The organism is Streptomyces sp. NBC_00442 (assembly GCF_036014195.1).
Lineage (GTDB): Bacteria > Actinomycetota > Actinomycetes > Streptomycetales > Streptomycetaceae > Streptomyces.
Genome location: NZ_CP107918.1, coordinates 562,352 through 577,066, shown reverse-complemented (window position 1 = coordinate 577,066; position 14,715 = coordinate 562,352). Strand labels below are relative to the sequence as shown.

Annotated in this window: 14 protein-coding genes; 6 read left to right on the top strand and 8 right to left on the bottom strand. The window is 72.9% G+C overall.

Annotated elements, in window-relative coordinates; genetic code table 11:
* Nucleotides 1-28 precede the first annotated feature (28 nt).
* The 4 genes from egtD to egtA are packed head-to-tail and all read right to left on the bottom strand — an operon-like array spanning nucleotide 29 to nucleotide 4,294.
* The gene (gene egtD, locus OG432_RS02645) at nucleotides 29-991 is read right to left on the bottom strand and encodes an L-histidine N(alpha)-methyltransferase (RefSeq protein WP_328307292.1); all 963 of its coding nucleotides are present in this window, start codon (nucleotides 989-991) and stop codon (nucleotides 29-31) included.
* A complete protein-coding gene (egtC, locus tag OG432_RS02640) occupies nucleotides 991-1,743 on the bottom strand; it encodes an ergothioneine biosynthesis protein EgtC (RefSeq protein ID WP_328307290.1) in 753 nt (250 codons plus the stop codon). Before egtC ends, egtD begins: the two co-directional genes overlap by 1 nt.
* On the bottom strand, nucleotides 1,743-3,095 hold the full coding sequence (gene egtB, locus OG432_RS02635; protein ID WP_443058324.1) for an ergothioneine biosynthesis protein EgtB: 1,353 nt from the start codon (nucleotides 3,093-3,095) through the stop codon (nucleotides 1,743-1,745). The genes egtC and egtB overlap by 1 nt, the downstream gene beginning before the upstream one ends.
* Nucleotides 3,041-4,294, bottom strand: a complete 1,254-nt coding sequence (egtA, locus tag OG432_RS02630; RefSeq protein WP_328307286.1) for an ergothioneine biosynthesis glutamate--cysteine ligase EgtA — start codon at nucleotides 4,292-4,294, stop codon at nucleotides 3,041-3,043. The genes egtB and egtA overlap by 55 nt, the downstream gene beginning before the upstream one ends.
* A gap of 138 nt (nucleotides 4,295-4,432) precedes the next feature.
* Between egtA and OG432_RS02625 the strand changes: the two genes are divergently transcribed.
* On the top strand, nucleotides 4,433-5,311 hold the full coding sequence (locus OG432_RS02625; RefSeq protein ID WP_328307284.1) for a TIGR02452 family protein: 879 nt from the start codon (nucleotides 4,433-4,435) through the stop codon (nucleotides 5,309-5,311).
* Here the strand turns inward: OG432_RS02625 and OG432_RS02620 are convergent.
* Nucleotides 5,296-5,757: a type II toxin-antitoxin system PemK/MazF family toxin gene (locus tag OG432_RS02620; RefSeq protein ID WP_328307282.1), complete on the bottom strand. Its 462-nt coding sequence runs from the start codon at nucleotides 5,755-5,757 to the stop codon at nucleotides 5,296-5,298. The genes OG432_RS02625 and OG432_RS02620 overlap by 16 nt on opposite strands.
* Nucleotides 5,758-5,828: 71 nt before the next feature.
* On the opposite strand from OG432_RS02620, the gene OG432_RS02615 reads away from it, so the two are divergent.
* Both OG432_RS02615 and OG432_RS02610 read left to right on the top strand, forming a co-directional pair.
* Nucleotides 5,829-6,875 (top strand): glycosyl hydrolase family 18 protein, encoded by a 1,047-nt coding sequence (locus OG432_RS02615; protein ID WP_328307280.1) that lies wholly within the window; start codon nucleotides 5,829-5,831, stop codon nucleotides 6,873-6,875.
* Between the two features lie 205 nt (nucleotides 6,876-7,080).
* A complete protein-coding gene (locus OG432_RS02610) occupies nucleotides 7,081-8,520 on the top strand; it encodes an AMP-binding protein (protein ID WP_328307278.1) in 1,440 nt (479 codons plus the stop codon).
* Here the strand turns inward: OG432_RS02610 and OG432_RS02605 are convergent.
* Both OG432_RS02605 and OG432_RS02600 read right to left on the bottom strand, forming a co-directional pair.
* Nucleotides 8,477-8,953, bottom strand: a complete 477-nt coding sequence (locus OG432_RS02605; protein WP_328307276.1) for an SRPBCC family protein — start codon at nucleotides 8,951-8,953, stop codon at nucleotides 8,477-8,479. The genes OG432_RS02610 and OG432_RS02605 overlap by 44 nt on opposite strands.
* 93 nt (nucleotides 8,954-9,046) lie before the next feature.
* Nucleotides 9,047-10,222, bottom strand: coding sequence for an ROK family transcriptional regulator (locus tag OG432_RS02600; RefSeq protein ID WP_328307274.1), 1,176 nt, complete (start codon nucleotides 10,220-10,222; stop codon nucleotides 9,047-9,049).
* 157 nt (nucleotides 10,223-10,379) lie between these two features.
* On the opposite strand from OG432_RS02600, the gene OG432_RS02595 reads away from it, so the two are divergent.
* The 3 genes from OG432_RS02595 (at nucleotide 10,380) to OG432_RS02585 (ending at nucleotide 13,883) form a co-directional block, all read left to right on the top strand.
* Nucleotides 10,380-11,816, top strand: a complete 1,437-nt coding sequence (locus OG432_RS02595) for an APC family permease (RefSeq protein WP_328307272.1) — start codon at nucleotides 10,380-10,382, stop codon at nucleotides 11,814-11,816.
* 207 nt (nucleotides 11,817-12,023) lie between these two features.
* Entirely contained in the window at nucleotides 12,024-13,016 is a 993-nt protein-coding gene (locus tag OG432_RS02590; RefSeq protein WP_328307270.1) for a GlxA family transcriptional regulator, read from the top strand.
* Between the two features lie 228 nt (nucleotides 13,017-13,244).
* The gene (locus OG432_RS02585; RefSeq protein ID WP_328307268.1) at nucleotides 13,245-13,883 is read left to right on the top strand and encodes a cysteine hydrolase family protein; all 639 of its coding nucleotides are present in this window, start codon (nucleotides 13,245-13,247) and stop codon (nucleotides 13,881-13,883) included.
* Between the two features lie 24 nt (nucleotides 13,884-13,907).
* Here OG432_RS02585 and OG432_RS02580 read toward each other — a convergent pair whose 3' ends face one another.
* Nucleotides 13,908-14,618, bottom strand: coding sequence for an alpha/beta fold hydrolase (locus tag OG432_RS02580; protein ID WP_328307266.1), 711 nt, complete (start codon nucleotides 14,616-14,618; stop codon nucleotides 13,908-13,910).
* Nucleotides 14,619-14,715: the final 97 nt, after the last annotated feature.

Genomic DNA, 14,715 nt, shown 5'->3' with positions numbered 1-14,715 from the left:
CACGCCGAGCGGGGGCCGCCCCGGGCGGTCAGCCCGCCGTCGCCAAGGAGAGCGCGAACCGCCCGGCGTCATCGGTCCACCAGTGCGACGGCACGAATCCGGCGGCCGTCAGCTCGGCCCGTACGCCCTCCTCGCGGAACTTCGCCGACACCTCCGTGCGCAGCTCCTCGCCGGCCGCGAAGGAGACCGCCAGATCCAGTTCGGGGATCTTCACGGTCACCTCGCGGCGGGCCCGCAGCCGCATCTCGATCCACTCCTCCCGGCGGTTCCACAGCGCCACGTGGTCGAAGTCGTCCGGATCGAAGTCGGCGCCCAGTTCACGGTCGATGACGCTGAGCACGTTCTTGTTGAACGCCGCCGTCACGCCCGTCGCGTCGTCGTAGGCGCGGACGAGGACGGACTCCTCCTTCACCAGGTCGGTCCCGATCAGCAGGGAGTCGCCCGGTGCCGTCAACTTCCTGACCGAGGCGAGGAATGCGGCGCGCTGCGCCGGCAGCAGATTGCCGATGGTGCCGCCGAGGAACGCCACGAGCCGGGGCCCCGGTGCCTCGGGCAGTTCGAGCACCTGGGTGAAGTCCGCGATCAGCGCGTGCACGCTCAGGCCCGGCCGTTCGGCGAGCAGGGCCCGCGCCGCGCCGCCGAGAGCGCTCTCACTCACGTCGACCGGCACGTAGGTGAGCGGCTCGGGCAGCGCGTCCAGGAGCAGCCGGGTCTTCTCCGACGAGCCGGAGCCCAGCTCCACCAGGGTGCGCGCACCGGTCGCCCCGGCTATCTCCACCGCGCGCCGGGCCAGGATCTCCCGCTCGGCCCTGGTCGGGTAGTAATCGGGCAGCCGGGTGATCTCCTCGAACAGTTCGCTGCCCCGTGCGTCGTAGAACCACTTGGGCGGAAGGGACTTGGGGGTGCGGGTGAGCCCGTGGAGCACATCGGCGCGCAGTGCGGCCCCGGTGGCGTCCTCGGGCAGGGTGCGGGTCAACTGGAACGGGCGCACTACTGGGGCTCCTTGAGGGGGGTGAGCAGGACATCGGTTCGGCCGGCGCGGAGCAGGGTGTTGTCGGGCACCTCGCGCCAGTGGGGATCGTCGTCGTACGGCTCGGACGCGACGACGGTGGAGCGGCCGGGCGTGTGGAGGAACCACAGCGTGTCGCCCCACGCGGTCGCGGTGATCGTCTCGCCGTCGGTGAGCAGCAGGTTCAGGCGTGAGCCGGGCGCGGCGGCCGCCACTTCGGCGACCGTGACGGCCAGCGCGTCACCGGCCGTCGCGCCGCGGTCGAGGCGGTGCAGCACCAGCGCCCAGACGAACGCGGAGTCGCACCGGGCCTCAAGCCCGAGCAGCGCACGGGCGGGCAGGGCCGCGGCGAGTCCGGCCGCGCTGCGCGGCCAGTCCCGCACGGCACCGTTGTGGCTGAACAGCAGGCGCCCGGAGGAGAACGGTGCGGCCGCCGCCTCGCCGTCGGCCCCCGCCTCGGTCGCGTCCCTGACCGCCGCGAGCAGCGCTTCGGTGCGCACCACCCGGGCCAGATCCGCGAAGTTCGGGTCCGACCAGATGGGCCCGGTGCGCCGGTAGCGGGCGGGCACCGGATCGCCGTCGGCGTACCAGCCGGCGCCGAAGCCGTCGGCGTTGACGGTGCCGTGGCGCTGATGGCGCGGCGCCCACGACTGCCGGTACAGGCCGTTGGCCGGTCGCACGAGCACGTCATCGAGGACCAGGGGCACGCCCACGTAAGCGATGTGACGGCACATCAGTCGGCGTCCCTCGCGGTGCGGAAGCCCGCGAAGATCTGCCGCCGCACCGGCAGGTCCCAGTTGCGGAACGTGCCCCGGCAGGCGACCTCGTCCACGGAGAACGCCCCGCCGCGCAGCACCTTGTGTCCGGGCCCGAAGAAGACCTCCGAGTATTCGCGGTAGGGGAAGGCGACGAAGCCCGGATAGGGCAGGAAGTCGCTCGACGTCCACTCCCAGACGTCACCGATCAACTGCCCCACGCCCAGGGCGGACCGGCCGTCCGGATACGCTCCCGCGGCCGCGGGGCGCAGATGGCGCTGGCCGAGGTTGGCGTGGGCCGGCGTCGGGTCGGCGTCGCCCCAGGGGTAGCGCCGCGAGCGCCCCGAGGCCGGGTCGTGGCGGGCCGCCTTCTCCCATTCCGCCTCGGTCGGCAGGCGGCGCCCGGCCCAGCGGGCATACGCGTCGGCCTCGTACCAGCTGACGTGCAGGACCGGCTCGTCGGCCGGCACCGGCTCGCTGACGCCGAACCGCCTGCGCAGCCACTGGCCGCCCTCGCGCCGCCAGAACAGCGGCGCCTCCAGCTCGTGCTCGCGCACCATCGCCCAGCCGTCCGGGTCCCACCAGCGGGGCTCCCGATAGCCGCCGTCCTGGATGAAGCGGAGATAGGCGCCGCACGTCACCGGCGTCGTGTCGAGATGGAACGCGGGCACGACGCGGTGGTGCGCCGGCCGTTCGTTGTCCAGGGCCCAGGGCTCGGTGGAGGTCCCCATGGTGAACGGGCCGCCAGGGACGAGGATTTCGGCCGGGAGGCCCTCGGTGGTGCCGGGCGCGGGGTCCGGCGCGGTGAGTGCGGCCGGCCCACGGCGCAGCTGATGGGTGATCAGCATTGTCTCGTCGTGCTGCTGTTCGTGCTGCGCGATCATCCCGAAGGCGAACGCGGCGTCGGTCAGCGGGCCTCCGCGCAGCGGCGTCTTTTCCAGGACGTCCAGCGCCCGGCCCCGGACGTCGGCCGCGTAGCGGCGCGCTTCGGCGGGGGCCAGCAGCGGAAGGGCGGGCCGGGCGGCGCGCGGATGCTCGAACGCGTCGTACAGGGAGTCGATCTCGGGCCGGATCGCGTCCTGCCCGGCGACCGCCCGCAGCAGCCACTGCTCTTCCTGGTTTCCGATGTGGGCGAGGTCCCACACCAGCGGGGACATCAAGGGGGAGTGCTGGGAGGTCAGTTCGTGATCGTCGACACTGGAGGTGAGCGCGCCGGTGCGGGCGCGCGCGGCTATGAGCGCTGCCAGGGCGCGTTCCCTGAGCAGCTCCGGGTCGGTCATGGGCGAAGGTCCTCCGGTGGGGCGGGCGAGGATGAGTCGTCGGCCGGACATCGGCCCCGTACGACATAGCGGTCGGTGAAGGCGGCGACCCGGTCGGTGAGTTCGCGCGAGGCGCCGAGCCGGGGGAGCGCGCCGAGCGCCGCCGTGAAGCAGGCCGTGGCGGCCTCGCGCAGCTCGGGGTCGGCGAGCCCGTCGCGGGCCGCCGACTCCCACAGCGCATTGCGCGGCGCGGGCGCCGAACCAGCGCGCTCCGCAAGGGGTTTGACGGTCCGGTACGCGGCCTCCGCGGCCTCCGGGTCGTCGAAGAGCGCGCTGGTCACGGCCAGCGGCACGGTCCAGCCGTCGTCGCCGGGCTGTGCGTCGATCATGCGCAGTTCCAGATGGCCGCGCGGGCGCACCGGCGGGAACAGGGTGGTCAGGTGGTAGTCGAGATCGGCCCGGGTGGGGGGCCGCGGCACCCCGGTGCGCACCCACTGCCGGAAGGTGAGCCCCCGCGGCGCGGACCACGGGCCCCGATCGGCGCGGACGCACATGACCGGCGAGTCCAGTACGTGTGCGGCCCAGGCGGCGCGCGGCGGGGCGTCGAGCGGCGGAGCCAGGGCGCACACCGGATCGAGCGTGGTCCAGTTGGCCTGACGCGTCGAGCGCCAGCCCGTCAACGTCCCTTTCTGTAAAGGTGAGTTGGCGAACGCGGCGACCAGGACCGCGCCCAGCAGGTGGGCCATCAGCCAGCGGCGCCCGAAGCCGAGCGGGCCCGGCTCCTCGTACCCCGCGTCGACACAGACCTGGACGGAGGCGGAGGAGCACATCATGGCGCGGCCGGCCGGGCCCGTACGGTCGAGATGGGCCTCCATGGCGTCGTACCGCGCCTGGCGCAGGATGCGGCGCGGGGGATGCCAGGGGTCCTGACCGAGACCGACGAGTGCCAGTCCGTGCCGGCGCAGCGCGGCGCGCGCGATGGTGAGATCGGAGGAAACGCTGGAGACGCACTCCATGAGGGATGCGGCGGGCAGCGAGCTGAGCTCAAGCTGACCGCCGGGTTCGACGGTGAGCGCCGACCGCAGCCCCAGCTTGCGCAAGGCCGCGTAGGCGACTTCGAGACGGTCGTGCGGGACGCGGACTCGGGGGCGGTCCAGATCGTGGACGAGCCATTCGAGTTCCACGCCGACGGCGCGTGGCGGGCCCGTCTTGAAGCAGATGCCGCGCAGCAGATCGTCGGCCGCCGTCTCGCTCAACTCCCGTGGAGTCATGGGGAAAGCCCTCCTTTCGTGGGTCCGTGAAAAGACATGCCGTCCCACCTAAGACGCCGCCGCCGCATCGCACAAGAGCGCCTCCGCGCCCGGATATCCGTTTGCGACAACCTTCGGCGGGCGGACACGATGCCACCCATGAGTGCACGACTGCGCGGGATCGCCCGCCACACGGTGGAGATCACCGAGAGCGGCCGGTACCGGAGCGAGAACGGCCTCGACGTGTCGATCGCCGAGCCGGTGGCCGCCGCCCTCGCCGGCACCACCGTGCACGGCCCGGGGCCGCTCGCGGTCGCCCCCGGCCGCGACCGGTCGACCCGCGTCGAGGTCACCGGCGAGAGCAGCCTGGACGCGGCCCGCCGCATGGTGACCACCGGCGGTGACGAGGGGGAGGACGGGCGGGAGGTGGCCGTCCTGACCTTCGCCTCCGCGCGCAATCCCGGCGGCGGGTTCCTCAACGGCGCCCAGGCCCAGGAGGAAGCGCTCTGCCGCTCCTCGGCGCTGTACTCCACCCTGCTGCGCGCACCGGACTTCTACGCCCACCACCGCGAGGACCGGGACGTCTTCTACACCGACCGGGTCATCCACTCACCCGGTGTACCGGTCTTCCGCGACGACCGCGGCCGGCTCCTCGACCGGCCCTTCCTGGCCGGATTCCTCACCTCGCCCGCGCCGAACGCCGGCGTGATCAGGAGCCGAACACCCGACGAGGCCCACCGTGTCGGGCCCGTGCTCGACGCGCGCGCCGAACGGGTCCTGGAGACGGCCGTCCTGTGGGGCTACCGCCGCCTGGTGCTCGGCGCCTGGGGCTGCGGGGTCTTCCGCAACGACCCCGCCCGGGTGGCCGGGGCCTTCCGCCGCCACCTCGCCGGGGACGGCCGGTTCGCGGGCCACTTCGACGAGGTCGTCTTCGCCGTCCTCGACCGCACCCGCGAACAGGCCACCCTGCGGGCCTTCCAAGCGGCACTGACTCCCGCGACCCGCGCGCGCGGGGCCGGCGGTCACCGCCAGCCGTAGCGCTCCCGCAGCCGGTCCGCGACCAGCGTGAAGCGCGGCAGGTCCAGCGCGCACGCCTCGCGCCGCATGCCCCGCTCGTGCAGCCGCAGTACGCGGTCGAGGTCCACCCACGACTCGCGCCCCTCCCGGTCCCAGGGGCCCACGCCGATCGGCACCCATTCGCGGTCGTGGTCGTGCCGCTTGCTCGACAACTGCACCGCCAGCACGGTACCGGCGCCCTCGCGGGCCACCACGAGCACCGGACGGTCCTTGCCGCGCCCGTCGTTCTCCTCGAACGGCACCCACGTCCAGACGATCTCGCCGGGATCGGGATCGCCGTCCCGGTCCGGCGCGTAACCCATGCGTACGGTGCCCACCTCGAGCGGATCGGCCTCGGTCGTGGCCGTCGGGCCGCTCCGGCCGGGGAGCGCGGGACGGTCGGTGGCGTCGTCAAGATATGCGGTCATCCGCACACGGTAGGACCTGGACGGCCCAACCCGCTGGGCGGGCACGCCGGGCGCACCGCAGGCTCGACACCATGGCCCTTCGCTTCGGCGCACGCGTGCGCCTGTCCGTGCTGTGCGCCGTCACGGCCCTGCTCGTCACCCTCGTGCAGCCCCCGGCGGCCGCCGACGAACCCCTCCCGCGTACCGTCTCCGGGTGGCTGCCGTACTGGGACCAGGAGGGCGCCTACGCGGACGCCCTGCGCCACGCCGCCCAACTGCACACCGTCAGCCCGTTCTGGTACCGGGCGGCGGCGGCCGACCGGATCGAGGGCCACCCGGGAGCGGGCGAGACCCGCATCATCGACGGGCTGCACGCCGCCGGAATCAAGGTCGTGCCCACCGTCATGGAGACGATGGAACGCGGAGCGCTCGCCGACATCCTCACCGACCCGGCGTTGCGCGCCACCCACATCGACACGCTGCTCACGCTCGTGGCCGGCCACGCGTACGACGGCATCGACATCGACTACGAGTCCATCGCGACGACCGGCGACACCGCCTACCCCGCCGTGCGCGCCGCCTACGCGTCCTTCGCCTCACAACTGTGCGCGAAACTGCACGCGTCGGGAAAGAAGTGCGTGCTCACGGTGTCGCCGCAGACCGCGACCACCGGCCGGATCTGGGACTATCCGGCACTCGGCCGGGCCGCCGACACGGTCCGCATCATGGGGTACGACCTGCACTGGCAGGGCGGCAGCGCCGGCCCGCTGGCCACGCCCCAGTGGTACGACGACATCCTGCGCCGCGCCACCGCGCTGATCCCCGCCGCCAAACTGGAGATGGGCCTGCCCGCCTACGGCTGGGACTGGGTCGACGGCGGCGCGACCCGGCACGTCACCTGGCGGGAGGCCGAGGCGCTGCGCACCACGAAGGGCATTCCCTACCACCTCGACCCCGACTCCCGGACGCCCCACTTCCGTTACGAGGAGGACGACAGCGTCCGCGACGTCTGGTACCAGGACGCGACGGGCGTCGCCGCGGACGTGCCGGTGCTCCGCCGCTACGGCATCCGCAACACCACGATCTGGGCCCTCAACTTCGAGGACCCGCAGCTCTGGCCGGTCCTTGGCCGTGTGTGAACGGGTGAACGCGGCCGAGACGTGTCGAGGTTGGACCGCAGGGGTGTGCGGCGCGGCGTTTCGGCCGGTCGGGCGTCGGTATTGGAGCTTCGCCCGGGACGGGCCGGTGGCCGTCGTGCGGAACGCGCATTGAGCGCGGGGAGCCGAGCGGATTGGATGGCAGGCCGGAACCGGGGCGCGCGGACGCTCCGGTGGAAGGAAGCACATGCCATCCCTGCTCGCGGGCTGTACGCCTTGGCCCGAGGAGTTCGTCGACCGGTACTGGGCGGCGGGGCACTGGCGCGGCAACACGCTGGACGACCTGCTGCGCGGCTGGGCCCACCAGTACGGTCCGCGGACCGCGCTCGTGCACGGCGCCGACCGCGTCACCTACGCGCAGCTGAACCGGCGCGTGGACCGCATGTCGGCCGCACTGCGCATGCGTGGCCTGCGCCCCGGGCAGCGGGCCGTCGTCCAGTTGCCGAACGTTCCCGACGTCGTGGTCACCGTCTTCGCACTGATGCGCGCCGGCGTGATTCCCGTGCTCTGCCCGCTCACCCACCGCGGCCCCGAGGTGGCCCACCTCGTGCGGGTCGCCCAGGCCGTCGCCTACGTCGGGCCCGCGACGCACCGGGGCTTCGACCACACGGCGATGTGCGCGGGCATCGCGGCCCGACGGCCCTTCCTGCGACGGGTGTTCACCTGGGAGCCGCCCGGCACCACCTCGCCGTACGGCGGCCTCACGACCGACCCGGCGGGCTGCCAGTACTCCCCGCTGAGCCTGCTCGACGAGGCACCCGGCCCCGCGCTCACGCTCGACGCCCGCCAGGTGGCGTTCTTCCTGGTCGGCGAAGACGGCGAGGGGACGCTCCGGCTCGTTCCGCGCACCCACAACGACTACGACTGCCAGCTGCGGGCCGCCGCCGCGTCGGTGGCGCTCACCCAGGACGACGTGTATCTGGCGGCGCTGCCCGCCGACTCCCCGCTCGCACTCGGCTGTCCGGGCATCATGGGCACGCTCTCCGTGGGCGGCACCGTCGTTCTGGCCGAGAGCGCGGAGCCCGCCGCGTGCCTGGACAGCCTCGTACGGGAACGGGTCACCCTCACCTCGGTGACAGCCTCCGTCGCCCGGCTCTGGCTCGGACAACTCGGCGCACGTGAGGCCGACTTGAGCGCCCTGAGGATCATCCAGGTCGGTGGGGAGCGCCCGACCGCGGAGCACGTCCCGGCGGACGCCGCGGGCTCCTCGGAGCGGCCCCTCGCCGACCGCCTCGGCCCTCAACTCCGCCGCCGCCTCCAGCAGGTCTTCGTCATGGCCGAGGGACCGCTCACGCTCACCCGGCCCGGCGATCCCGACGAGACCGTACGCACCACACAGGGCCGCCCGCTCTCGGCCGACGACGAGATCCGCGTCGTCGGCGCCGACGGCCAGGAGGTGCCCGCCGGGGAACCGGGCGAACTCCTGGCCCGCGGCCCGTCCACGGTGCGCGGTTACTATCGGGCGCCCGGCCACGACGAGCGCCGCTTCACCCCCGACGGATACTTCCGCACCGGTGTCCTCGCGCGCCGTACCGCCGCCGGCGATCTGGTGGTGACCCACGGCCGCGCCGGCCCGCCCGGCGTCACGGGGAGGGGAGGGGCTCACCCGTTTCCAGGAGGGTCTTGAGGCTGGACAGCACGGGCGGCCACCCCTCGGTGCACAGGGCGTGCACGACGCCCGCCGGGTCGAAGTCATGCGTGAGGGTCAGCTTCACCTGCTCGCCGCGGGGTTCGACGGCGAACGCCACCGACGACCGGCGCTCGGCCGCGATCCGTGCGCGTACGTCCTCGCCGAGGCCGACCGACTCGGCCCACGCCGGGGTGAACGTGTGCCAGGTGTAGACGAGTCGGCGGTGCGGTTGTGAGACCAGGACGACCTGCTCGGGGTCGGCCACGGTGACCCCGGCCTGCGTCCACGCGAGGGGTGATCCCTCGGCCCAGTCGCTCTCCAGCCGCACACCCCAGTACCGCTCGGTGAAGGCCGGCTCGGTCAACGCCTGCCAGAGACGCTCGGGCGTGGTGCGGATGTAGGTGACGTAGACGAACGTCTTGCTGTCCACGGGGTCTCCTTCCGTCACGCGCGTCGCGTCGACAGGTCGACACTGGGCAGCCGGGTAGCGCGGGTCAAACGCGGCTGGGCCGACCGGGTGCCGTCAGTGCGCGGCGCGCCGCTCGAAGGCCACGTCCCGCGCGGTGCCGAGGGCCGTGGCGACCGCGCCGAGCAGCACCGCGTCCTCCCCGAGCGAACTCGGCGCCACCTTCGGCCGCAGCGGCGTCAGCGTGCGCAGCGTCTCCCTGACGGGGCGCAGCAGCAGGTCGGCACTGTGTCCGACGCCGCCGCCGAGCACCACCAGGTCGGGGTCGAGAACGGCGGCGACCACGGCGACGGTGTGCGCGATCCGTTCGCCCTCCAGCTGAACCGCCTCGATCGCGGGACGCGTTCCGGCCCGCGCCGCGTCGAAGACGTCCTTCGCGGTGAGCGGGCCCGCCATCCCGAGCGAGCGGGCCGCCTCGACGACCGCGTCGCCGGAGACGGCTCCCTCCAGGGTGTCGGGCTTGTGCCGGCCGGGCCACGGCAGGAAGCCGATCTCCCCGGCGCCGCCGTGCGCCCCGGTGAAGAGCCGGCCGTCGCTGACCACGCCCATGCCGAGACCGGTGCCGATCATGACGTACACGAAGAGCCTGCTGCCCGCGCCGACGCCGAAGGTGTACTCGCCGAGCGCGGCGAGGTTCGCGTCGTTGTGCACCGTCAGGGGAATGCCGAGGCGCTCCCGCATCTGGTCGAACAGGCCGGGTCTGCCCCAGCCCGGCAGGTGTTGGGCGTAGCGCACGCGCCGCTTGTCGGCGTCGAACACGCCGGGCGTGCCGACCACCGCCTGGGTGACCCGGTCCGCGTCCACGCCCGACGCCTGGATGAGCCGGTGCGCGCTGGTCACCACCAGGTCCGCCATGGTGGCCGAGGTGCGGGCGTGGTTGCGGACCTCGGAGCGGGCCACGACGGTGCCGTCGAGGTCGGCCAGTGCCACCCGCAGCCAGGCCCGGCCGATGTCGATGCCGAGTGCGTGACCGGCGGTCGGATCGGGCGCGTAGAGCACCGCGGCCCGGCCGCGCTCGGGGGTGATCGTGCCCGCCTCCCGCACCAGACCCGCGCCTTCGAGCGAGGCCAGCGCGCTGGACACGGTGGGCTTGGACAGGCCCGTGTCGCGGGCCAGTTGGGCCCGGGAGGCGGGCCCCTGCGCGCGGAGCCGGTCGAGCAGCAGACGTTCGTTGGAACTGCGCTGCCGCTGCGGGTTCCAGGGCAGGTCGCCACCCTCGTCGCTGCTGCTCATCGCATCATTCTCACGCATCGGCCCCCTCCGGTCGTGGACGGCCCCTTGACCGTGAAAGTAAAGGTACCTAACTTAATCACGCCCCCTGTCGGGGGAGTCCCCGTGCCGGTGCATCGGCAGTAGCTTCCTTTTCCCGACATCAGCCAGGGAGGACCCCGTGTCCGCAACCCCTCCGCCCACCGGCGGCTTCGTCCGCCGGATCGGACTCTTCCAGGCCACCGCCATCAACATGAGTCAGATGTGCGGCATCGGCCCCTTCGTGACCATCCCGCTGATGGTCGCCGCCTTCGGCGGTCCGCAGGCCGTCATCGGCTTCGTGGCGGGCGCGATCCTGGCCCTCGCCGACGGCCTGATCTGGGCCGAACTCGGCGCCTCGCTCCCCGGCTCCGGCGGCAGCTACGTCTATCTGCGCCAGGCGTTCCAGTACCGCACCGGCCGCCTCATGCCGTTCCTGTTCGTATGGACGGCGATGCTCTTCATCCCGCTGGCCATGTCCACCGGCGTCGTCGGGTTCGTGCAGTACCTCGGCTACCTCGCGCCGGGCCTGAACAGGACCGCCGGTGACGTGATCGGGCTCGGCATGATCGCCCTCGTGGTACTGCTGCTGTGGCGTGGCATCGAGAACATCGCGAGGATCACCGCCGTGATGTGGGTCGTGATGATCGCCTCGGTGAGCCTCGTGATCATCGCCGCGGCCACCGACTTCAGCCCCCAGCTCGCCTTCCACTACCCTTCCGGCGCCTTCGAGTTGACGAGCGGTCACTTCTGGGTCGGCTTCGCCGCGGGGCTCACCATCGGCATCTACGACTACCTCGGCTACAACACCACCGCCTACATGGGCGCCGAGATCAAGGACCCGGGGCGCACGCTTCCGCGCTCCATCATCTACTCGATCTTCGGCATCATGGCGATCTATCTGCTGCTCCAGATCGGCACGCTCGGTGTGATCGACTACCACCGGATGCTGGACCCCGACGACATCGCCTCGTCCTCGGTGGCCTCCGCGGTCCTGGAGAAGGCCTGGGGCAAGGGCGCCGCCGACGTGGTGACCGTGCTCATCCTGATCACCGCGTTCGCCTCCGTCTTCGCCGGGCTGCTCGGCGGCTCACGGGTGCCGTACGACGCCGCACGCGACAAGGTGTTCTTCCGCCCCTACGCCAAGCTGCATTCCCGCCACCGCTTTCCCGTGCTGGGCCTCGCCACCATGGGCGTCATCACCGCCATCGGCTTCATGATCGGCCGCCGTACCGATCTGACCACCCTCATCCAGCTCCTCACCACGGTGATGGTCATCGTGCAGGCGCTCGCCCAGATCCTCGCCGTCACGGTGCTGCGCAAGCGGCAGCCGGGCCTGCGGCGCCCGTACCGGATGTGGCTGTACCCGCTGCCGAGCCTGGTCGCCCTGATCGGCTGGCTCACCATCTACGGCTACTCGGACAAGAACTCGCCGGGCCGCCACCCCATCGAATGGTCGCTGGCCTGGCTCGTGCTCGGCTGCGTCGCCTTCGCGGTGTGGGCGCGCTTCGAGAAGGTGTGGCCTTTCGGGCCGCGCGAGATCCACGAGGAGTATGCGGAGGCGTCGGCGGCGGGCTGAGGGGGCATGCGGGCCGGCGGCAGAGTGGTCGGGGGGCTCGGGGAACTGCGCGCCCGGCCACGCACGGTCCGCCCCGAGGGCCGGAGTCGCTGGGGCTTCGCCCCAGAAGCCGGGGTCGCTGGGGCTCCGGCCCAGACCCGCACCCATGTCCGGATGTGACAGGTAATCGTCATTGCGGCCACCGCCGACGCCAGCGACGATGGGGCCATGCCCACTTCGCACCGGGTCGTCATCGCGGTCTTCCCCGATGTCGACCTCCTCGACGTCACCGGCCCGGCCGAGGTCTTCGCCCTGGCCAACCGGGAGACCGCGGGCCGCGCCGGATACGAGGTGCGGCTCGCCGGGTCCGACGGCGGCGAGGTGCGCACCTCGGCAGGGGTGCGACTGCTCACCGATCTGTCCTTCGAGGAGGTCGGCGCGCGCGTGGACACCCTGCTCGTGCCCGGCGCGGTCGATCTCACCGACGCGGGCCCCGTGGCCCGCGTCGACCCGGCGGTCGTGGCCTGGGTCAAGGAGACCGCCCCGCATGCCCGGCGCGTCGCGTCGGTGTGCGTCGGTGCCCACGTCCTGGCCGCGGCCGGACTGCTCGACGGGCGGACGGCGACCACCCACTGGTCGACCGCCGCCCAGCTCGCCGCCGACCATCCGGCCGTCACGGTCGACCCCGACCCGATCTTCGTACGCACCGACCAGGGGCGCACCTGGACCGGCGCCGGGATCAGCGCCTGCCTCGACCTCGCGCTCGCGCTCGTCGCCGAGGACCACGGCGAGGACGTCGCTCTCGCCGTGGCGCGGCAGTTGGTCATGTACCTCCGGCGGCAGGGCGGCCAGAGCCAGTTCTCCGTGCCGCTCAGCCGGCCCGCCACCTCCCGGCGGGACATCGACGAGCTGCGCCTGTGGATCGCCGACCACCTCGACGAGGAGCTCTCCGCGCAGACGCTCGCCGCGCGCATGTGCCTGAGCGAGCGGCACTTCGCCCGCGTCTTCAAGCAGGAGACCGGCGCGGGCCCCGCCGCCTATGTCGAGGCGGCCCGCGTCGAGGCGGCCCGCCGGCTCCTCGAAACCACCGACGGTCCGCTCGACGAGATCGCGGGCGAGGCCGGACTCGGCTCGGTCGAAACCCTGCACCGGGCCTTCCGGCGACAACTCGCCACCACTCCCGCCGCCTACCGCCGTCGCTTCCGCACCCGGCGCGCCTGACGCGCCGTCACCAGAACACCACCCCACCCTGCGCCCCGGCCGCGCCCGAACCGAACCGACCCGAACCGAACCGACCCGAGCCGACCCGACCCGAGCCGGACAGCCTTGCCATGCCCGACTCCCGATCCGATACCCGGTACGCCGTACCCGGCGAGGCCCCGTACCCGGCGAGGCCCGAACCCGATGTCCTTTTCTCTTCCGTATCAACTCCCTTGCGAAAGGCCCCTGATGAGCACCCAGCAGACCCCCGTGGACCGTCCCTCCGCCACCCTGCGCGAGGTGGTCGGCCTCGACAGCCGGCCGCCCCGGCTGAGCCAGGCCGTCCTGATCATGGTCGACTTCCAGAACACCTACCGCAGCGGCGTGATGACCCTGGACGGCGCGGAGGAGGCGCTGGCGGCCGGGGCCCGGCTGCTGGAGCGCGCCCGCACCGCCGGAACACCGGTCGTCCACATCATCAACGACGGCGGGGAGAACGGCCCGTACGACATCCGCGCCCACATCGGTGCCATCAGCGACGAGGTGGCCCCGAAGGAGGGCGAGCCGGTCGTCGTCAAGCAGTTCCCCAACTCCTTCCACCAAACGGAACTCGAAAAGGTCCTCACCGACCTCGGTGCCGCGCCGGGCAGCGGAAAGGAGCTGGTCATCGCTGGGTTCATGACCCACATGTGCGTCAACTACACGGCCCAGGGCGCCTTCAACCTCGGCTACCGGCCCACCGTCGTCGCCGAGGCCACCGCCACCCGGGCGCTTCCCGCCCCGGACGGCAGCGTCCTGCCCGCCGCGGCGCTCCAGCGCGCCGCGCTCACCACGGTCACCGACCTCTTCGGCACCGTGGTCCCGACGGTCGACGCGCTCCCGGCCTGATCCGCCCGGCGCCGGGCGCCGTGGTCAGATCCAGCCGTCGAGGGAGGCCATGAACCCCTCGAAGTCGTCACGGTGGATCGTGTGCCCGGCGCCCTTGACCGTACGGACCTCGAAGCCGCGCGCCTGGAGGCGGGCCACTTCGGCGGCGTCGTACAGGAAGCTCGCGTCGGCGAGCTGGACGAGCGAGGGGACGACCGCCTTCGCGGGGGCCAGGTCCGCGCCGAACATCGCGGCCAGGCCGAACGCGGTGTTCTCGTCCCAGACCTTCAGGGTCTCCAGCTCGATGTCGATGTCCTCGTCCTCCCAGCGCGGGTTGAGGCCCGCGACCATCTCCCGGGTCGCCGACTTGAACTGGGCGAACAGGTCCGGGCTGATGCTCTGCGCACTCGGCCCGTTCTGAGGCGGGCCGACCGACCACGCCGGGTCCGAGTACACCGCGCGGGACGGCCGGAGCCGCTCGGCGGCGAGCGAAAGGGAGAGCCCGCCGAGGGAGTGGCCGATCGCCAACTCGGCACCGGCCGGAAGGGTTTCCACGAGATCGTCGGCGAACAGCTCGGCGGTGTACGCGCCGCGCCCGCTCGCTCCGTGGCCGCGCAGGTCGACCGCGACGACGCGGTAGCCCCGTGCGGCGAGCGCGGGCCCGACCTTCCGCCAGGTGCGGTGGTCGGCCATGATCCCGTGAATCAGGAGTGCGACGCGGTCGCCCTCGCCCCAGGTCCGGGTGTTGAGCTGCACGGTGATGCCTTTCGGTGCGGGTGGTGCTTTCGGGCAGTGGGTGTACGGCGGTGTACGGCTCCGGGGCGGGCGCCACGGTCAGGCGTGGGCCCGCCCC

Bases quoted from the DNA above. Each gene is read 5' to 3' on its own strand.
- OG432_RS02590 (WP_328307270.1), top strand. From the start codon at position 12,024: ATGCCCACTTCGCACCGGGTCGTCATCGCGGTCTTCCCCGATGTCGAC.
- OG432_RS02610 (WP_328307278.1), top strand. From the start codon at position 7,081: ATGCCATCCCTGCTCGCGGGCTGTACGCCTTGGCCCGAGGAGTTCGTC.
- OG432_RS02615 (WP_328307280.1), top strand. From the start codon at position 5,829: ATGGCCCTTCGCTTCGGCGCACGCGTGCGCCTGTCCGTGCTGTGCGCC.
- egtB (WP_443058324.1), bottom strand. From the start codon at position 3,095: ATGTCCGGCCGACGACTCATCCTCGCCCGCCCCACCGGAGGACCTTCG.
- egtC (WP_328307290.1), bottom strand. From the start codon at position 1,743: ATGTGCCGTCACATCGCTTACGTGGGCGTGCCCCTGGTCCTCGATGAC.
- OG432_RS02585 (WP_328307268.1), top strand. From the start codon at position 13,245: ATGAGCACCCAGCAGACCCCCGTGGACCGTCCCTCCGCCACCCTGCGC.
- egtA (WP_328307286.1), bottom strand. From the start codon at position 4,294: ATGACTCCACGGGAGTTGAGCGAGACGGCGGCCGACGATCTGCTGCGC.
- OG432_RS02620 (WP_328307282.1), bottom strand. From the start codon at position 5,757: ATGACCGCATATCTTGACGACGCCACCGACCGTCCCGCGCTCCCCGGC.
- OG432_RS02600 (WP_328307274.1), bottom strand. From the start codon at position 10,222: ATGAGCAGCAGCGACGAGGGTGGCGACCTGCCCTGGAACCCGCAGCGG.
- OG432_RS02625 (WP_328307284.1), top strand. From the start codon at position 4,433: ATGAGTGCACGACTGCGCGGGATCGCCCGCCACACGGTGGAGATCACC.